Here is a 16,279-nt window from a genome sequence, read left to right as displayed (position 1 = left end):
GCGCGGAAAGGACTGAGCGATGAGCATTTCCGGTGCCCTGGCCAATGCCCTGTCCGGGCTGAGCGCCGCCAGCCGATCGGCCAGCGTGGTGTCCGACAACCTCGCCAACGCCCTGACCGAAGGCTTCGGGCGCCGCGAGGTCGAACTGGGCGCGCGCGCCTCGGGCGCGGGCGGCGGCGTGCAGATCGTGTCGGTCGACCGGGTGCGCACCCTGACCCTGCTGACCGACCAGCGCGCCGCCTCGGCCGATCAGGCCGGCGCCGAGACCCGCAGCGCCTTTCTGGCTCGCGTCCAGGATCTGCAGGGGGAACCCGGATCGGGAACCGCGCTGACCGATCTGGTCAGCGGCGTCGAAACCGCGCTGGTGGCGGCGGTGGCGCGTCCTGATCAATCGGCCCGGCAGACCCAGGTTGTGGATGCGCTGTCGCTGCTGGTGGACCGGATTGCCCAGGTGTCCGACGGCATTCAGGCTGAGCGCGCCCGCGCTGACGACGGGATCGGACAGGCGGTGGCGCAACTGGAAACGGATCTGGCGCAGATCGCGCAACTGAACACCGACATCCGCAAGGCAACCATGCGTGGCGATGCGGCCAACGCCCTGAAGGACACGCGGCAGCGACTGGTTGACCGGGTCTCGGAACTGGTCCCGGTGCGCGAGGTGGATCGCGGCCACGGCATGATCGCGCTGATGAGCGAGGGCGGCCTATTGCTGGATGGCACGGCGCCGTCCTTCGACTTCCAGGCGACCCCGGTGATCACGCCGCATCACGCTTCTGGTGCCGGGCTGCTGTCGGGCATCCAGGTCAACGGACAGCCCGTCGACCTGACCCGCGACAAGCATCTGCTGTCGGGCGGGCGGCTGGCGGCCCTGGTGGCGGTGCGTGACGATCTTTCGGTGACTGCACAGGCGCAACTGGATGGGTTTGCCCGCGATCTGCTGGACCGGGTTTCGGCCAGCGGGGTGGATCCCTCGGTTGCGGCGGGCGCGCCCGGGCTGTTGACCGACGGAGGCGGGTCCTTTCTGACGACCAATGAGACCGGGTTGTCGCAGCGGCTGGCCCTGAACGCCGCCGTCGACCCGGCGCAGGGCGGGCAGGTCTGGCGCCTGCGCGACGGGTTGGGCGCCGCCGCGCCGGGTGCAGTCGGGGATGCGGCCGGTTTGGCGCGCTTGCGCGATGCGCTGGCGGCCTCCCAATCCCCGGCCTCTCCGGTGCTGTCGGGGGCCAGCCGCACCGCCGCTGGTCAGGCCGCCGATCTTTACACGGCACTGGGCACGGCACGGCTGTCACAGGATACCGCCCTGGCCCATGCCACCGCCCGCCAAAACGGGCTGAGCGCGGCACTGCAAGCCGAGGGCGTCGACAGCGATCGCGAGATGCAGAAGCTGCTGCTGATCGAACAGGCCTATGCCGCCAATGCGCGGGTGATTTCGGCCGCCCAGGGCATGCTCGACACCCTATTGGAGATCTGAGCGATGATGACAACCAACCTTGGCGACCTTTCCCGCGCCTTCCTGCTGCGGCGCCAGACCACCACGGTGAAGGCGGATCTGAACCAGCTTTCGGCAGAGCTTGGCTCGGGCCGGCTGTCCGATCTGCAAACCCGTCTGGACGGCAATTTCGGCGCTTTGGCGGGGATCGAACACGGGCTGCAACTGAACACGGGCTATGCCGCCAGCAACCGCGATGCCGGGCAATTCGCGGCGGCCCAGCAACTGGCGCTGACCGGGGTTCTGGACACTGTCACGCGCGCCGGTGCCGACTATCTGAACGTGGCCTCCACCGGAGAGGCGACGCAGCGCAACACAATCTACGCTCAGGCCGCGGACCAGCTTGACCAGCTTCTGGCGCGGCTGAACACCAGCTATGGCGACCGCAGCCTGTTTGCCGGTGTGGCCACCGATGCGCCCGCGGTGGCAGATGCCGCGACCCTTCTGGCGGGCCTGTCTACCGCGCTGAGCGGGCAGACCACCGCCGCGGGGGTGCAAACCGCGGCGGACGCGTGGTTCGACACCCCCGGCGGCGGCTTTGAAACCACCGTTTACCAGGGTGCCACCACCGATCTTGCCCCCTTCGACATCGGCGAAAACGCGCAGGTGGCGCTGACCACCCGCGCCGATGCCCAACCCCTGCGCGAGGTGCTCAAGCAGGTGGCGGTGACGGCGCTGATGGGGCAGGGGCTTCTGGCGGGGAATGTGGCCGAACAGAAGCGCCTGCTGGCCGACGCCGGGGCCGGGCTAATGAACAGCGCCGATGAGGTCACCGCGTTGAAGGCCGGCATCGGCTATGACGAGGAACGGATTGATACCGCGCGGATCCGGTCCGACAGCCAGGCGGCGGCGCTGCGCATGGCGCAGAACGCACTGGTCCAGGCCGATCCCTTCGAGACGGCGCTGCGGCTCAGCGAGGTCGAGGCCCAGCTGGAGACGATCTATACGGTCACCGCGCGCCTGTCCGGGCTGTCGCTCGTGTCGGTGTTGCGATGATCCGGGCGGGTCTGATCCTGATCTGGATCCTGCTGGCCGGAGCCCTTCAGGCGGGCGAAATCCGGCTGAAGGATCTGGTGGAATTCGACGGGGTGCGCGGCAACGACCTGGTGGGCTATGGCCTGGTGGTCGGGCTGAACGGCACCGGCGACGGCTTGCGCAACTCGCCCTTCACCGAAGAGATCATGGCCAACATCCTGGAACGGCTGGGCGTCAACGTGGCCGGAGAGCAGTTTCGGCCCAAGAACGTGGCCTCGGTCTTCGTGACCGCCACCTTGCCGCCGTTCTCGCGGGTCGGTTCGCAGATCGACATCACCGTCTCGGCCATTGGCGATGCGAAAAGCCTGCTGGGCGGGACGCTGGTGATGACGCCCCTGAACGCGGCGGATGGCCAGATCTACGCGGTGGCGCAGGGCACGGTGATCGCCGGGGGCGCCTCGGTCGAGGGCGAGGCCGCGACGGTGATCCAGGGCGTGCCGACCTCGGGCGTGATCCCGTCAGGCGCGCGGGTGGAACGGGAGGTGGAGTTCGATTTCTCGACCCTGTCGTCGCTGCGGCTGGCCCTGCGCACACCAGATTTCACCACCGCGCTGCTGATCGAGCAGGTCATCAACCGCCGCTTCGACCGGGGCGTGGCCGAGGCGATGGACGCAGGCACCGTAAGGCTGAACCTCGATGCCACGCGGGCCGGATCCCCGGCGCGGGCCATGGCGCAGATCGAAAACCTGCGGGTCGTGCCCCAGCGCCGCGCCCGCGTGGTCGTTGACCAGCGGTCGGGCACGATCGTCATGGGCGATGAAGTGCGCATCAGCCGCGTGGCCGTATCGCAGGGCAACCTGACGCTGAAAGTGCAGGAAACCCCGCTGGTGTCGCAGCCCAACCCGTTTTCCGACGGCGAAACCATCGTCGTGCCACGCACCGATGTCGCGATCGAGGAAGAGCCCGGCACCGGGCTGGCCGAAGTGCCGGACGGGACCACCCTGTCCGAGGTCATCGCCGGTCTGAACGCGCTGGGGGTCTCGCCGCGCGACATGATCGACATCCTGAAAAGCATCAAGGCGGCCGGGGCGCTGCATGCGGAATTCGTGGTGCGCTAGACGGCGGCCGGCGATTGCGGCGCGAACCGCGTGGGCGATCCCGGCCGGGCGTGGCTCAGGCGTCTGCCAGAACCGCGCCGGCCAGGTAGAGCGAGCCGCAGATCAGCACGCGGGCCTGCGGAGAGGTGGCGGCGATCCGGGCACAGGCGTCGGCGACATCGCGCGCGGGCGCGGCGGCCAACCCGGCTTGTTGTGCGGCGTGGGTGGTTTCCTCGGCGCTCAGGGTGGCTTCGGCACCGGGAATTGATACCGCCTGCACGCCCGTCACCTGGGTTGCCAGCGGACGCAGATAGCCACTGGCATCCTTGGTCCGCAGCATGCCGCAGATCAGGTGGGTTTCCCGGTCGGGCAGGCTGGCCAGATGGCGCGACAACGCTGCGCCCGCCGCGGCGTTGTGGCCGCCGTCGAGCCAAAGCTCGGCCTGCGGCAACAGCGTGTTCCACGAGGTGCCGGTCAGCCGCTGCATCCGGGCGGGCCAGTCGGGGCCGGTCATGGCGGCCTCCAACGCGGCCTCGCCAAACCCCAGGTGCCGCAACCCGGCCAGCGCGGCCCCGGCATTGGCGATCTGATGCGCGCCGGGCAGGGCCGGCAGCGGCAGGTCGCACAGCCCAGTTTCATCCTGGAAGACCAGGCGGCCACGTTCTTCCCAGACATGCCAGTGCTGGCCATGCACCAGCAGCGGCGCGCCGACGCGGGCGGCCCGGGCCTCGATCACCTCCAGCGCTTCGTCGGGCTGGGGTCCGACCACGCAGGGCACGCCGCGCTTCAGGATCCCGGCTTTTTCAAAGGCGATCTTGGCCAGTGTGTCGCCCAGAAACTGTTCGTGGTCCACCGACACCGGCGTGATCACGCAGAGCGCAGGTTTTTCGATCACGTTGGTGGCATCCAGCCGCCCGCCCAGCCCCACTTCCAGCAGGGTCCAGTCCGCGGGCGTGCGGGCAAAGGCCAGCAGGGCGGCCACGGTGGTGATCTCGAAATAGGTGATCGGGTCGGGGCCGTTACGCTCCAGACATTCGTCCAGCACCGCCGACAGCGCGGGTTCCGAAATCAGCTGTCCGGCCAGCCGCACCCGTTCGTGAAACCGCACCAGATGCGGCGAGGTATAGGCGTGGCAGCTTTGCCCGGCGCCCTCCAACCCGGCGCGCAGCATCGCCAGGGTCGAGCCCTTGCCGTTGGTCCCGGCGATGTGGATCACCGGCGGCAGCCGAGTCTCGGGGTGGTCCAGCCGCGCCAGCAGCCGCCAGACCCGGTCCAGCGTCAGGTCGATGATCTTGGGGTGCAGCGACATCATCCGATCCAGAAGGATGTCGGAGCCAACAGCCGTCACGGCTTGGATCCGGCCTTTGCGGCCTTGGCGACCTTCTTGTCGGCCGATCCCGGCGGCGGCAGTTCGCCCTTGATGGCGGGCGACTTGCGCAGCAGCAACCGCAGAATGGTGATCAGTTCCTCGCGCATGTCCTTGCGCGGGATCACCCGGTCCAGCATCCCGTGTTCCAGCAGGTATTCGGCGCGCTGGAAGCCTTCGGGCAGCTTTTCGCGGATGGTCTGTTCGATCACGCGCGGCCCGGCAAAGCAGATCAGCGCGTCGGGTTCGGCGATCTGGATGTCGCCCAACATGGCATAACTGGCGGTCACCCCGCCGGTCGTCGGGTTGGTGAGCACCACGATGTAGGGCAGCCGGGCCTCGCGCAGCATCTGGACTGCCACGGTCGAGCGCGGCATCTGCATCAGCGACAGGATGCCTTCCTGCATCCGTGCGCCCCCGGCAGCGGCAAAGACGATGAAGGGCAGGCCGCGTTCCACCGCCCGCTCGGCCCCGGCGATCAGCGCGTTGCCCACATGCATTCCCATGGAGCCGCCCATGAAGTCGAAGTTCTGCACCGCGACCACGGCGCCGGTGCGCCCCATCTCGCCTTCGGCCACCAGCATGGCCTCGGATTCGCCGGTCTTCTTCTGGGCGGCCTTCATGCGCTCGGGATATTTCTTCTGGTCGCGGAATTGCAGCGGGTCGGGCACCGGCGCGGGCACCGGAACCTCGACATAGGCGCCGCCGTCGAACAGCGAGAACAGCCGGTCGCGCGGACCAAGCGCCATGTGATGCCCGCAATTGGTGCAGACGTTCAGGCTTTCCACGAGTTCGCGGTGAAACAGCATGGTGCCGCAGCCGGGACATTTGGTCCACAGGTTCTCGGGCACCTCGCGCCGCGAGAAGAGCGAATTGATTGTCGGACGGACGTAATTCGAGATCCAGTTCATGGCCGGGCCTTTTTCCATGTTTGGGCCGAGATAAGACCCTGCAGGCGGAATTGCAATCAGCGCGGCAATATCCGGCGCAGGATCAGCCAGCTCAGCACCAGGGGAATCAGGTCGGTGAGGGTGCCTATCGGCGACCAGCCAAGGTCCTGAACCGTATAGGGCGTCACCCGCAGGCCCAGGCCGGTGATGGTGCCTGGCGTGGCCAGCAAGGCGATGGCGGCGGTGTTGTTGACGAAATGCAGCCCCCAGGCCGCGCCGATGCTGCCGGTGCGCGCGGTCAGATCGGCGGCCAGCAGGCCGAAGATCACCGCCGCGATTACCGCAGCAAGCGCGCCATCGCCCATCCGCGCCGGATCGTGATGCAGCGCCCCGAAGACCAGCGCCGGAAGCCCCGCCCAGATCAGCGGCCGGGCAAAGCGCACCGCCAGCTGGCCTTGCAGATAGCCGCGAAACACCAGTTCCTCGGCGAAGGTTTGCAGCGCGATGGCCGCCAGTGTCAGCGGCAGCAGCCGTGCCCACAGGCCCGGCGGCAGGTTTGGCTGGCTGTCCTGCGCCAGATGCCACAGCCCCAGCGCCGGGGTATAAACTGCCAGCCCCACCAGCCCCGCGATCCCGGCATGGCGCAGCAGCACCCCGCCCGGCCCGGTCAGCGAGCGCAGCGGCCGGCGATGCATCAGCCGCGCCGCCAGTGCCGCGCCCAGGGCCATCGGCGCAAAGCTGGCCAGCAGGATCAGCGCCGTCGCCGGGGTCGAGGCCACGGCGAGTTTCGCCAGCAGCATCTCGGCCCGGTCCCAGCCCGCGCTCAGCCCGTAGGCGGCCCAAATCGCGGCGTTCAGCCCCAGATAGACCATCGCCAACAGCAGCAGCCCCGGCGCCAGCCGCCACAGGGCAGGCCGGGCGCGGGCGGGGGCGATCATTGCGGCAAAGCGCGGGGGCAGGGGGCGGGCAGGCATCGGGCGATCCTTTTCGGATCGGTATAGCCCGACGCGACACGGGGGGAAGCCCTTGCACGCGGATGCGGGCCGCCCTATTCCGGTTTCCAGCCAGAATTCCCGGAGGATCCGATGCTCAAGCGCACGTTCGACAAGTCCAAACTTCCCAGCCGTCATGTGACCGAAGGCCCGGCGCGCGCGCCGCACCGGTCATATTACTATGCGATGGGCATGAGCGAGGAGGAAATTCACCAGCCGTTGATCGGTGTGGCCACCTGCTGGAACGAGGCCGCGCCCTGCAACATCAGCCTGAATCGACAGGCCCAGGCCGTGAAGATGGGCGTCAAGGCTGCCGATGGCACTCCGCGCGAATTCACCACCATCACCGTGACCGACGGCATCGCCATGGGGCACGAGGGCATGCGGTCCTCGCTGGCCTCGCGCGAGGCGATTGCCGACACCGTCGAGCTGACCATGCGCGGCCATTGCTACGACGCCATCGTCGGCCTTGCGGGCTGTGACAAGTCGCTGCCGGGCATGATGATGGCCATGGTGCGGCTGAACGTGCCGTCGGTCTTCATCTACGGCGGATCGATCATGCCGGGCCGGTTCAACGGCAAGGATGTGACCGTGCAGGACGTGTTCGAGGCCGTGGGCCGTCACCAGGCCGGGGCCAACTCGGACGAGGAACTGACCGCGCTGGAAAAGGTCGCCTGTCCGTCGGCCGGTGCCTGCGGTGGCCAGTTCACCGCCAACACCATGGCTTGTGTGTCCGAAGCCATCGGCCTTGCCCTGATGAACAGCTCGGGTGCCCCGGCGCCCTATGAGAGCCGCGATCAGTATGCCACCGCCTCGGGCGAAGCGGTCATGAACCTGCTTGAAAAGAGGATCCGCGCCCGCGACGTGGTGACCCGCAAATCGCTGGAAAACGCCGCGCGCGTCGTGGCCTGCACCGGCGGGTCGACCAACGCCGGCCTGCACCTGCCCGCGATTGCCCATGAGGCCGGGATCGACTTCAACCTCGACGATGTTTGCGACATTTTCCGCGACACCCCCTATTTCGTCGATCTCAAGCCCGGCGGTCAGTTTGTGGCCAAGGATCTTTACGAGGCCGGCGGCGTGCCGGTGGTCCTGAAGGAGCTGCGCCGCGCCGGTCTGATCCACGAAGACTGCATGACCGCCTCGGGCCGTGTCATCGGCGAGGAGTTGGACCTGATCGAGGGCGAGGCCGATGGCCGTGTCATCTATCCGGTGGACAAGCCGATCACCCAGACCGGCGGTGTGGTCGGGCTGAAAGGCAACCTGGCCCCCGATGGGGCCATCGTGAAGGTCGCGGGCATGAGCGACGAAGAGCAGGTCTTCACCGGCCCGGCGCGCGTGTTCGAATGCGAGGAAGATGCCTTCGAAGCCGTGAAAGCGCGCCAGTACAAGGAAGGCGAGGTTCTGGTGATCCGCAACGAAGGCCCCGCTGGCGGCCCCGGCATGCGCGAGATGCTGGCCACCACCGCTGCCCTGTCCGGTCAAGGCATGGGCAAGAAGGTGGCGCTGATCACCGATGGCCGGTTCTCGGGCGCGACCCGCGGTTTCTGCGTCGGTCACGTCGGCCCGGAAGCGGCCCATTGCGGTCCCATCGCGTTGTTGCAGGATGGCGACCAGATCACCATCGACGCGATCAAGGGCGAAATCTCGGTCGCGCTGAGCGACGAGGAACTGGCCGCTCGCAAGGAGGCCTGGACCGGCCCGCGCGACACCATCTATGCCGCCGGTGCGCTGTGGAAATACGCGCAGCTGGTGGGCGCGACTCGTCTGGGCGCGGTCACCCATCCCGGTGCGAAGGAAGAAAAGCATATCTATGCCGATCTTTGATCGCATGAGTGCCAAGGGGGCGGCTGTGGTGGCCGCCTTCGGCGTTCTGGCCCTGTCGGGCTGCGACGCCAACGGCGAATTTGCCGGACGTTCGTCCTTTGGCCACGGCCCGGTGACCGCCGTGCGCGTGGCGCAGAATTCGGTCACGGTGGTCGGCCCGTCGGGCTATTGCATCGACAAGTCCGGCAGCCGCGACCGCGAACGTGGGTCTTTCGTGCTGCTGGGCAGCTGCGCCACGCTGAACGGCGAACCCGAAGGGCCCACGGCACCGGGGGTGCTGACCGCGCTGGTCTCGCCGGAAACCGATCAGCCGCAGGCGCCCACCGCCGCCCAGCTGGAACGCTTCTTGCGGTCAACCTCGGGCCGGGCGGCGCTGTCCCATGACAACCGGGCCGACACGGTCACGCTGCTGGATATCCGCCGCGACGGCGATGTGTTGCTGCTGAAGGTGCGTGATCGCAGCACCGGGCGGCCCGATGATTTGCAGGACACCTCGTGGCGGGCGGTTCTGGCGATGAAAAACCGACTGGTGGCCCTGTCGGTGCACTCCCACGAGGCGGTGCCGATGACCGACGCCCAGATGCGCCGGACGCTGGATCGTTTCCTGGCCGCCATGCGCGCCGCCAATGCCGCGCCGGTCTCTGATCAGGACGCCTGAGCGTCTGTGACGCCGCGTTGAGCGTGACAAACCCCGTGCGGGCAGGGAAACCTGTGGCCAGCAACGGGGGAGCCGCGCCAATGACAACCTATCCACATCTTCTGGCACCGCTGGATCTGGGCCATGTGACCCTGCCCAACCGGGTTCTGATGGGATCCATGCACACCGGCCTGGAAGAAACCGGCGACTGGGGCCGGGTGGCCGAGTTTTATGCCGAACGCGCCCGCGGCGGCGTCGGCCTGATGGTCACCGGCGGCATGGCCCCCAATCCCGAAGGCGCGGTTCTGAAAGGCGCGGCGGGGCTGTACCGGCCCGAGGAAATTCCCCATCACCGCATCGTCACCGACCGCGTGCATGACGCGGGCGGCCGCATCGCCATGCAGATCCTGCATGCGGGCCGCTATGCCTATTCCCCCGATTGCGTCGCCCCATCGGCGATCAAATCCCCGATCTCGCCCTTCCCGCCCGCCGAACTGGACGAGGCCGGCATCGAGAAACAGATCGCCGACATCGCCGCCACCGCCGGCCGCGCCCGCGAGGCCGGGTATGACGGGGTCGAGATCATGGGCTCGGAAGGCTATTTTCTGAACCAGTTCCTTGTGCGGCACACCAACCGCCGCACCGATCGCTGGGGCGGGTCGTATGAGAACCGGATGCGTCTGCCGCTGGAGGTCATGCGCCGCACCCGCGCCACCGTGGGCGCCGATTTCATCATCATCTACCGGCTGTCGATGATCGACCTGGTGCCTGATGGCTCCACCTGGGACGAGGTCGTCACGCTGGCCCGCGCCATGGAAAAGGCCGGGGCCTCGATCCTGAACACCGGCATCGGCTGGCACGAGGCCCGCATCCCCACGATCGCCACCAGCGTCCCGCGCCGCGCCTTCACCTGGGTGACGAAGAAACTGATGGGCGAGGTCTCGATCCCGGTCATCACTTCGAACCGAATCAACACCCCCGAGGTGGCCGAGGCGGTGCTGGCCGAAGGCTGTGCCGACATGGTGTCGATGGCGCGGCCGTTTCTGGCCGATGCCGATTTCGTTGCCAAGGCCGCACGCGGGGATGCCGCCCGCATCGCCCCCTGCATCGCCTGCAACCAGGCCTGCCTGGATCACACGTTCTCGGGCAAGATCAGCAGTTGCCTTGTCAACCCGCGCGCCTGCCACGAGACCGAGCTGACGCTGCCCCCCACCGTCACCCCGCGCCGTATCGCCGTGGTGGGCGCCGGACCGGCAGGGCTGGCCACCACCATCGCCGCTGCGGGCCGTGGCCATGACGTGACCCTGTTCGACAAGGCCGACCGTATCGGCGGCCAGTTGAACCTGGCCCGCCAGGTGCCGGGGAAAGAGGAATTTCACGGCCTGGTGGACTGGTTCGCCACGGAACTGGCCGCCAGCACCGCGACGCTGCGTCTGAACCACGAAGTGTCCGCCGAAGACCTGACCGGCTTCGATGCAGTGGTGCTGGCGACCGGCGTCCTGCCACGCGACCCGCAGATCCCGGCCCAGCAGGCGCCGCAGGTGATCGGCTATGCCGACCTGCTGGAAGGTCGTGCGACCGCCGGGCCGCGCGTGGCGGTGATCGGCGCGGGGGGCATCGGCTTCGACGTGGCCGAATACCTGGTCCATCAGGGCCACAGCCCGACCGAGGATCTCGATCTGTGGCTGCGCGAATGGGGCGTCACCGATCCCGGCCTTGCACCAGCGGGCCTTGCGCCCGAAGGCCCCCAGCCCGAACCGCCCGCGCGGCAGGTGACCCTGCTGCAACGCAAGGCGGAAAAACCCGGCAAACGGCTGGGCAAGACCACCGGCTGGATCCACCGGGCGACGCTGAAGATGAAGGGCGTGAACATGCTGGCCGGCGTTACCTATGACCGGATCGACGCCGCCGGGCTGCATATCACCCGCAACGATGTGTCGGAAACCCTGCCCGTGGACACCATCGTGCTCTGCGCCGGTCAGGTGCCCAACCGGTCGCTGGCGGATGCACTGACCGCTGCCGGGACCGAGGTGCATGTCATTGGCGGCGCCGACAAGGCCGCCGAACTGGACGCCAAACGCGCCATCGATCAGGGCACCCGCCTGGCCGCGCAGCTGTAGGACAGGCTGAGGCGCTGCCTGTTCGCGCCTCAAACGATCCCCGTTCGGCGGGAAAACGCGCCACGGGCGCGTTTTCGGTTCCGCCTCACCGTTTCCGGGACGGCGCTCATTCTTCTTGGCGAAAATACTCCGGGGGTGAATGGCCCGGCAGGGCCAGAGGGGGCAGCGCCCCGCTACTCCGCCGGGGGCCGCAGCACCACCTCGACCCGGCGGTTGGCGGCCCGCCCCTCGGGGGTGGTGTTGGACACACGCGGCGCAAGAAAGCCCGCGCCATGGGTTTCGATCTGGCGCGCCCGCGCGCCCAACTCGCCAGTCAGGATCGCGCCCACTGCCTGCGCCCGTTGCCGCGACAGGCGCTGGTTGGCCTCGGCCGAGCCGGTCCAGTCGCTGTGACCCACCAGCGCCACGCGCCGCGCCGGATCGGCGGCAAGCCAGTCGGCCAGGTCGCGCAGAACCTGCGGGATCTCGGCCTCCATCTCGTTCTTGCCGGCCTCGAACCCCATGCCGTCCAGTGCCGCGTGGCCTTGGGTTTCCAGTCGCAGGCCAATATCGTCCACCGGGGCCGCAACCACTGCGCCGACGGGATCGGGCGCCAACGGATCAACCACCTGCGTTTCCGGTTCCCCGCCCACCAGGGTCAGTTGCAGATAGGCACCGCCGGGCGCGGGGCTGGCGATCAGGCTGGCCAGCGCCACGCCGGTCTCATCTTCCCGCCGCAGCGCCAGATAGGCATAGCGCCCCAGGCTCACGAACATCTCGGGGCTGGGCAGCAGGGGCAGGGCATCGCGGAAATCGAAACCGCCGCAGGTGCGGCTTTCGCAGTCATAGATCACCTCGAACCCGTCCCCGGCCAGCCGCGCCTGCATCTCGGCCAGCAGGCGTGCGGCATCCGCCCCGGCGGGATCGCTGCCGCGCCAGCTGATGCGCTGGCGGGGGGCCACCAGAACCGCCTCCTCGGGCGGCTGGAACGGCGCGGCGGGGCCGATGGCAATGCCGTGGGGGGCGGCGGCGTCGCTGCGGGTAGCCAGTTGCGTGGTGCCGGCAGGCCCCGTCGTCTCGACGGCGGTGGCGGCCCCTGCAACAGCCAGAAGCAGGGCACCTGCCAGGCCCGACGGCCAGCCGGGGTTCATCTGGCGGTGCCGTGGTATTCCGGATTGGGCGCCATCGCCACGGCCGAGGCCATACGGTTGGACATGGCGAAGAACCCCGCGACCGAGGCGATGTCCCAGATGTCACGATCGGTGAAACCGTGGTCGCGCAGGGCCTGCCGGTCGGGCTCTTCGATGGTGCTGCTGGCCTCGGTCACCTTGACGGTGAAATCCAGCATCGCGCGGGTGCGCGGATCCAGATCGGCGGCGCGGTAGTTCATCACCATGGCCTCGCCCAGGGCCGGATCGCCGGACAACTCCCGCACGGCCGCGCCATGGGCCACCTGGCAGTACCAGCAGCGGTTCACGGAGGAGACCACCACCGCGATCATCTCGCGCTCCAGCTTGCTCAGGCCGCTGTCGCCCAACATCAGATCGTTGTAGAGCGCGGTGAAGGTGGTCAGCTTCTCGATGTCGAAGGCATAAGCCCGCAGCACGTTGGGGACCAGTCCCAGCTTGTCCTCGCACAACTTGAAATAGGCTTCGGTTTCCTCGGGCAGGGGCGAGACTGCGGGCAGGTCTAGGGCGGTGGGGCCGGTCAGGGGCATCGGTTTATTCCTGTGTTCCAATGCGATAGGTGTAGCCGGGCCGCTCTTCCATGCCAAGCCCGCGATAGAAGGCACGCGCCACGGTATTGGCTTGCGTCACCGCCAGCGCCATGTGGCGCGCACCCTGCCCGGCCGCCCAGCGGGCCGCCTGTCCCATCAGCCGTGTTGCCACCCCTTGACCGCGAAACTCTGGCCGGGTTTCCAGTGCGTGCACCATCGCCACGCCCCCGTGGCAGGCCACGAAGCCCGCGCCGGCGACCCGGTCGCATTCCCGGCCCATCAGGCTGCGGTGCGGGTCCTTGCAACGGGTCATCACCGCCAGTCGATCGGGACCGATCCCGGCCTCGGCCCAAAGCTCCTGCTGCACCGCAAGCGGCGGCCAGATGTCAAAGGCGGTCAGTCGCGGCACGTCGATGTCGCACAGCGGGGCCAGGTCGCAGGTCATGAACAGGGTCTCGTCCGCCACCGCATAGCCGCGCGCCGCAAGGGCGCGGTCCAGCGCCTCCTGACCGGGGGCCAGCTGGAACAGCGGCGGCTGACCGGCGGCGCGCATCGCAGTCTCGGCCCGATCCAGATCAGCGGGCGTGAAGGTCTCGGTCAACAGCCGCGCCGCGCGCACCCGTTTGCCGCCTCCGGGCGAGAGCTTCAGCAGGAAGGGGCCGTCCGTGCGGCAGGTTGCAGACGGCCATGTCGCGTCCAGAACCTCGGTTAGATGGGTGGTGGACAGGCTCATGCGGTCTCCGTCGGGAACAGCGCGTGCAGGCGGGTCATGGCGGCCCCCAGCCTGGCGGCATCCGTGCTGCGCGCCACGACGTTGGAGCCATAGGCGCCATTGCGGATGAACGGGTAGGAGCCGAAACTGACATCGTCGAATTCTGCGGCCAGGTCCGCCAGCGGCCCGGCGATATCGCCTTCGCCGCGATGCACGGTCAGCGACTGGCTGAGCATCTGCGGCCCGCCGGTGATCGTCGGCAGGACCGAGGCCACCATGGCCTGAAACACCGACGGCACCCCGGCCATCACATGCACGTTTTCCAGGGTGAACCCCGGCGCGGTGCTGACCGGATTGTCGATCAGGGTTGCGCCATCGGGAATGCGCGCCATGCGCAGACGGGCGGCGTTCAATTCCGATCCCTGGCGGTCGTAATGGGCCTGCAACAGGGCGCGGGCATCGTCGCGCACGTCCAGATGCGCGCCAAAGGCGGCGGCCACCGCATCGGCGGTGATGTCGTCATGGGTCGGCCCGATCCCGCCCGAAGTGAACAGGTGGTCGTAGCGCGCCGACAACTCGCGGATCGCCGCGACGATGACGTCGTGCGCGTCGCTGACCACGCGGACCTCGGCCAGCGGCACGCCGTGGCGGGTCAATTCGTTGGCGAGGTAATGCATGTTGCTGTCACGGGTGCGACCGGACAGGATCTCGTCGCCGATGACCAGCATCGCGGCCTGCGGTTGTGCCTTTGGGTCAGCCATGTCGGGTCTCCTTGCCGGACTGTTAATGGGGGTATAGGTCAGGCCCATGCGCTTTCAAACCCCACTGGTGCCCGGCCGCCTGATCCGCCGCTACAAACGCTTTCTGGCCGATGTCGAACTGGACAGCGGAGAAGTGATCACGGCCCATTGCGCCAACCCCGGCGCGATGCTGGGGCTGAAGGACGAAGGCCTGCGGGTCTGGCTGGAGCCCAACGACGACCCCAAGCGCAAGCTGAAATACGGCTGGCGACTGGCGGAACTGCCGGGGGGCCATTGGGCGGGCATCGACACTGCGGTGCCCAACCGCGTGGTGAGAGAGGCGCTGCTGGCCCGCGCCGTACCCGCGCTGGCGGCCTATGGCACCGTCCGGCCCGAGGTCAAATACGGCCAGAAAAGCCGCGTCGACTTCTTGCTGAGCGAGCCCGGGCTTCCAGATGCCTATGTCGAGGTCAAGAACGTGCACCTGCGCCGCGACGGCGACTGGGCCGAGTTTCCCGACAGCGTCACCACGCGGGGCGCACGGCATTTGCAGGAACTGTCCGACATGGTGGCGCAGGGGCATCGCGCGGTGATGCTATATGTGGTGCAGCGCACCGATTGTGCGCGCTTCCGGCTGGCGGGGGACATCGATCCGGCCTATGCGGCGGCGTTTGATCGCGCGATTGCCGCCGGAGTTGAGATGATGTGTCACGGATGTACCATTTCGCAGGATGGGGTTATTCTGGCGGAAAACCTGCCCATTCCTGCCGCTACGGCAGAAGTGATCTGACCACCACTGGCATCCGCAGCGCCGCTGTATTACATGAATGCCAAATTTTTATCGCCCGGGAGAGACGTTTTTGGACGATCGCAGCCAGGGCCGTCTGACGAAAGACGGCATCAGGATCTATGAACCGGCGGACTTTGCCGGGATGCACAAGGCGGGCCGTCTGGCCGCCGAAATCCTCGACATGGTCGGGCCCATGGTCGTGCCGGGCGCCACCACGGCGGCGCTGGACGCGGCCATCGAGAAGGCGGTCGAGGATGCGGGCGCAAAGTCGGCCACCATCGGCTATCGCGGCTACCAGCATGCCTCGTGCATCTCGGTGAACCATGTGGTCTGCCACGGCATTCCCGGCGCCAAGGTGCTGAAGGATGGCGATATCCTGAACATCGACGTGACCGTCATCGTCGATGGCTGGTTCGGCGACACCAGCCGCATGTATGTGGCCGGCAAGCTGCCCCGCAAGGCCGAGCGGCTGATCCAGGTGACCCATGACGCGCTGTTCAAGGGCATCGAGGCGGTCAAGCCCGGCAACACCTTTGGTGACATCGGCCATGCCATCCAGGCCTATGTCGAGGCGCATCGCATGTCGGTGGTGCGCGACTTCTGCGGCCACGGCCTTGGCCGGGTGTTCCACGCGCCGCCCAACGTGCTGCACTATGGCCGTGCGGGCACCGGGCCGAAACTGGAAGAGGGCATGTTCTTCACCATCGAGCCGATGGTGAACCTGGGCCGTCCCGAAACCAAGGTGCTGGCCGACGACTGGACGGCGGTGACCCGCGACAAGTCCCTGTCGGCGCAGTTCGAGCATTCGATCGGCGTCACCGCCGAGGGCTGCGAGATCTTCACCCTGTCGCCCGCCGACCTGTTCTTCCCGCCTCAGGGCTGAGCCCCGCCGCGATCCCGACCCATCGGTGCCTTGGTGGCGCGGTCTGATCCGCGCGCGGCACGGCT

General features: G+C 68.1%; 15 protein-coding genes. 8 read left to right on the top strand and 7 right to left on the bottom strand.

Annotated elements, in window-relative coordinates:
* Window positions 1-19: 19 nt before the first annotated feature.
* The 3 genes from flgK to H8B03_RS02865 are packed head-to-tail and all read left to right on the top strand — an operon-like array spanning window position 20 to window position 3,582.
* Window positions 20-1,471, top strand: coding sequence for a flagellar hook-associated protein FlgK (gene flgK / locus H8B03_RS02875; protein ID WP_193140062.1), 1,452 nt, complete (start codon window positions 20-22; stop codon window positions 1,469-1,471).
* Between the two features lie 3 nt (window positions 1,472-1,474).
* A complete protein-coding gene (locus H8B03_RS02870; protein WP_193140060.1) occupies window positions 1,475-2,485 on the top strand; it encodes a flagellin in 1,011 nt (336 codons plus the stop codon).
* A complete protein-coding gene (locus tag H8B03_RS02865) occupies window positions 2,482-3,582 on the top strand; it encodes a flagellar basal body P-ring protein FlgI (protein ID WP_193140058.1) in 1,101 nt (366 codons plus the stop codon). The genes H8B03_RS02870 and H8B03_RS02865 overlap by 4 nt, the downstream gene beginning before the upstream one ends.
* 55 nt (window positions 3,583-3,637) lie before the next feature.
* Here the strand turns inward: H8B03_RS02865 and H8B03_RS02860 are convergent, their stop codons facing one another.
* Genes H8B03_RS02860 through H8B03_RS02850 form a run of 3 tightly spaced genes read right to left on the bottom strand, consistent with a single transcriptional unit; the run spans window position 3,638 to window position 6,791 of the window.
* Window positions 3,638-4,909 (bottom strand): folylpolyglutamate synthase/dihydrofolate synthase family protein, encoded by a 1,272-nt coding sequence (locus H8B03_RS02860; RefSeq protein ID WP_193140056.1) that lies wholly within the window; start codon window positions 4,907-4,909, stop codon window positions 3,638-3,640.
* Window positions 4,906-5,838: an acetyl-CoA carboxylase, carboxyltransferase subunit beta gene (accD, locus tag H8B03_RS02855; protein WP_193140054.1), complete on the bottom strand. Its 933-nt coding sequence runs from the start codon at window positions 5,836-5,838 to the stop codon at window positions 4,906-4,908. The genes H8B03_RS02860 and accD overlap by 4 nt, the downstream gene beginning before the upstream one ends.
* 56 nt (window positions 5,839-5,894) lie before the next feature.
* Window positions 5,895-6,791: a CPBP family intramembrane glutamic endopeptidase gene (locus H8B03_RS02850; RefSeq protein ID WP_193140052.1), complete on the bottom strand. Its 897-nt coding sequence runs from the start codon at window positions 6,789-6,791 to the stop codon at window positions 5,895-5,897.
* 111 nt (window positions 6,792-6,902) lie between these two features.
* Here H8B03_RS02850 and ilvD point away from each other — a divergent pair, with 111 nt between their 5' ends.
* From ilvD to H8B03_RS02835, 3 genes are all read left to right on the top strand, one after another.
* Window positions 6,903-8,636: a dihydroxy-acid dehydratase gene (gene ilvD, locus H8B03_RS02845; protein ID WP_193140050.1), complete on the top strand. Its 1,734-nt coding sequence runs from the start codon at window positions 6,903-6,905 to the stop codon at window positions 8,634-8,636.
* Window positions 8,623-9,294, top strand: coding sequence for a hypothetical protein (locus H8B03_RS02840; RefSeq protein ID WP_193140048.1), 672 nt, complete (start codon window positions 8,623-8,625; stop codon window positions 9,292-9,294). Before ilvD ends, H8B03_RS02840 begins: the two co-directional genes overlap by 14 nt.
* Window positions 9,295-9,374: 80 nt before the next feature.
* Complete coding sequence (locus H8B03_RS02835) at window positions 9,375-11,393, top strand: NADPH-dependent 2,4-dienoyl-CoA reductase (RefSeq protein ID WP_193140047.1); 2,019 nt, start codon at window positions 9,375-9,377, stop codon at window positions 11,391-11,393.
* 173 nt (window positions 11,394-11,566) lie between these two features.
* Here H8B03_RS02835 and H8B03_RS02830 read toward each other — a convergent pair whose 3' ends face one another.
* From H8B03_RS02830 to H8B03_RS02815, 4 genes are read right to left on the bottom strand one after another with little or no spacing between them, the layout of a single operon-like run.
* Window positions 11,567-12,523 (bottom strand): OmpA family protein, encoded by a 957-nt coding sequence (locus H8B03_RS02830; protein WP_193140045.1) that lies wholly within the window; start codon window positions 12,521-12,523, stop codon window positions 11,567-11,569.
* Complete coding sequence (locus H8B03_RS02825) at window positions 12,520-13,089, bottom strand: peroxidase-related enzyme (RefSeq protein WP_193140043.1); 570 nt, start codon at window positions 13,087-13,089, stop codon at window positions 12,520-12,522. Before H8B03_RS02825 ends, H8B03_RS02830 begins: the two co-directional genes overlap by 4 nt.
* Window positions 13,090-13,093: 4 nt before the next feature.
* Entirely contained in the window at window positions 13,094-13,822 is a 729-nt protein-coding gene (locus tag H8B03_RS02820) for a GNAT family N-acetyltransferase (RefSeq protein ID WP_193140041.1), read from the bottom strand.
* The gene (locus tag H8B03_RS02815) at window positions 13,819-14,562 is read right to left on the bottom strand and encodes a molybdopterin-binding protein (protein ID WP_193140039.1); all 744 of its coding nucleotides are present in this window, start codon (window positions 14,560-14,562) and stop codon (window positions 13,819-13,821) included. Before H8B03_RS02815 ends, H8B03_RS02820 begins: the two co-directional genes overlap by 4 nt.
* A 46-nt stretch (window positions 14,563-14,608) precedes the next feature.
* Between H8B03_RS02815 and sfsA the strand changes: the two genes are divergently transcribed.
* Both sfsA and map read left to right on the top strand, forming a co-directional pair.
* Window positions 14,609-15,331, top strand: coding sequence for a DNA/RNA nuclease SfsA (sfsA, locus tag H8B03_RS02810; RefSeq protein WP_193140037.1), 723 nt, complete (start codon window positions 14,609-14,611; stop codon window positions 15,329-15,331).
* 70 nt (window positions 15,332-15,401) lie between these two features.
* Window positions 15,402-16,214, top strand: coding sequence for a type I methionyl aminopeptidase (gene map, locus H8B03_RS02805; protein ID WP_394355440.1), 813 nt, complete (start codon window positions 15,402-15,404; stop codon window positions 16,212-16,214).
* Window positions 16,215-16,279 lie beyond the last annotated feature (65 nt).

Origin of the sequence: Meridianimarinicoccus sp. MJW13 (genome assembly GCF_014901205.1) — a bacterium.
GTDB lineage: Bacteria > Pseudomonadota > Alphaproteobacteria > Rhodobacterales > Rhodobacteraceae > Meridianimarinicoccus.
This window is presented reverse-complemented; position numbering and strand designations above follow the sequence as displayed.

Coding starts and splice junctions, on each gene's coding strand:
- H8B03_RS02815 (WP_193140039.1), bottom strand. CDS start 14,562: ATGGCTGACCCAAAGGCACAACCGCAGGCCGCGATGCTGGTCATCGGC.
- H8B03_RS02820 (WP_193140041.1), bottom strand. CDS start 13,822: ATGAGCCTGTCCACCACCCATCTAACCGAGGTTCTGGACGCGACATGG.
- ilvD (WP_193140050.1), top strand. CDS start 6,903: ATGCTCAAGCGCACGTTCGACAAGTCCAAACTTCCCAGCCGTCATGTG.
- H8B03_RS02865 (WP_193140058.1), top strand. CDS start 2,482: ATGATCCGGGCGGGTCTGATCCTGATCTGGATCCTGCTGGCCGGAGCC.
- H8B03_RS02870 (WP_193140060.1), top strand. CDS start 1,475: ATGATGACAACCAACCTTGGCGACCTTTCCCGCGCCTTCCTGCTGCGG.
- H8B03_RS02850 (WP_193140052.1), bottom strand. CDS start 6,791: ATGCCTGCCCGCCCCCTGCCCCCGCGCTTTGCCGCAATGATCGCCCCC.
- H8B03_RS02840 (WP_193140048.1), top strand. CDS start 8,623: ATGCCGATCTTTGATCGCATGAGTGCCAAGGGGGCGGCTGTGGTGGCC.
- H8B03_RS02835 (WP_193140047.1), top strand. CDS start 9,375: ATGACAACCTATCCACATCTTCTGGCACCGCTGGATCTGGGCCATGTG.
- H8B03_RS02830 (WP_193140045.1), bottom strand. CDS start 12,523: ATGAACCCCGGCTGGCCGTCGGGCCTGGCAGGTGCCCTGCTTCTGGCT.
- flgK (WP_193140062.1), top strand. CDS start 20: ATGAGCATTTCCGGTGCCCTGGCCAATGCCCTGTCCGGGCTGAGCGCC.
- sfsA (WP_193140037.1), top strand. CDS start 14,609: ATGCGCTTTCAAACCCCACTGGTGCCCGGCCGCCTGATCCGCCGCTAC.
- H8B03_RS02825 (WP_193140043.1), bottom strand. CDS start 13,089: ATGCCCCTGACCGGCCCCACCGCCCTAGACCTGCCCGCAGTCTCGCCC.
- accD (WP_193140054.1), bottom strand. CDS start 5,838: ATGAACTGGATCTCGAATTACGTCCGTCCGACAATCAATTCGCTCTTC.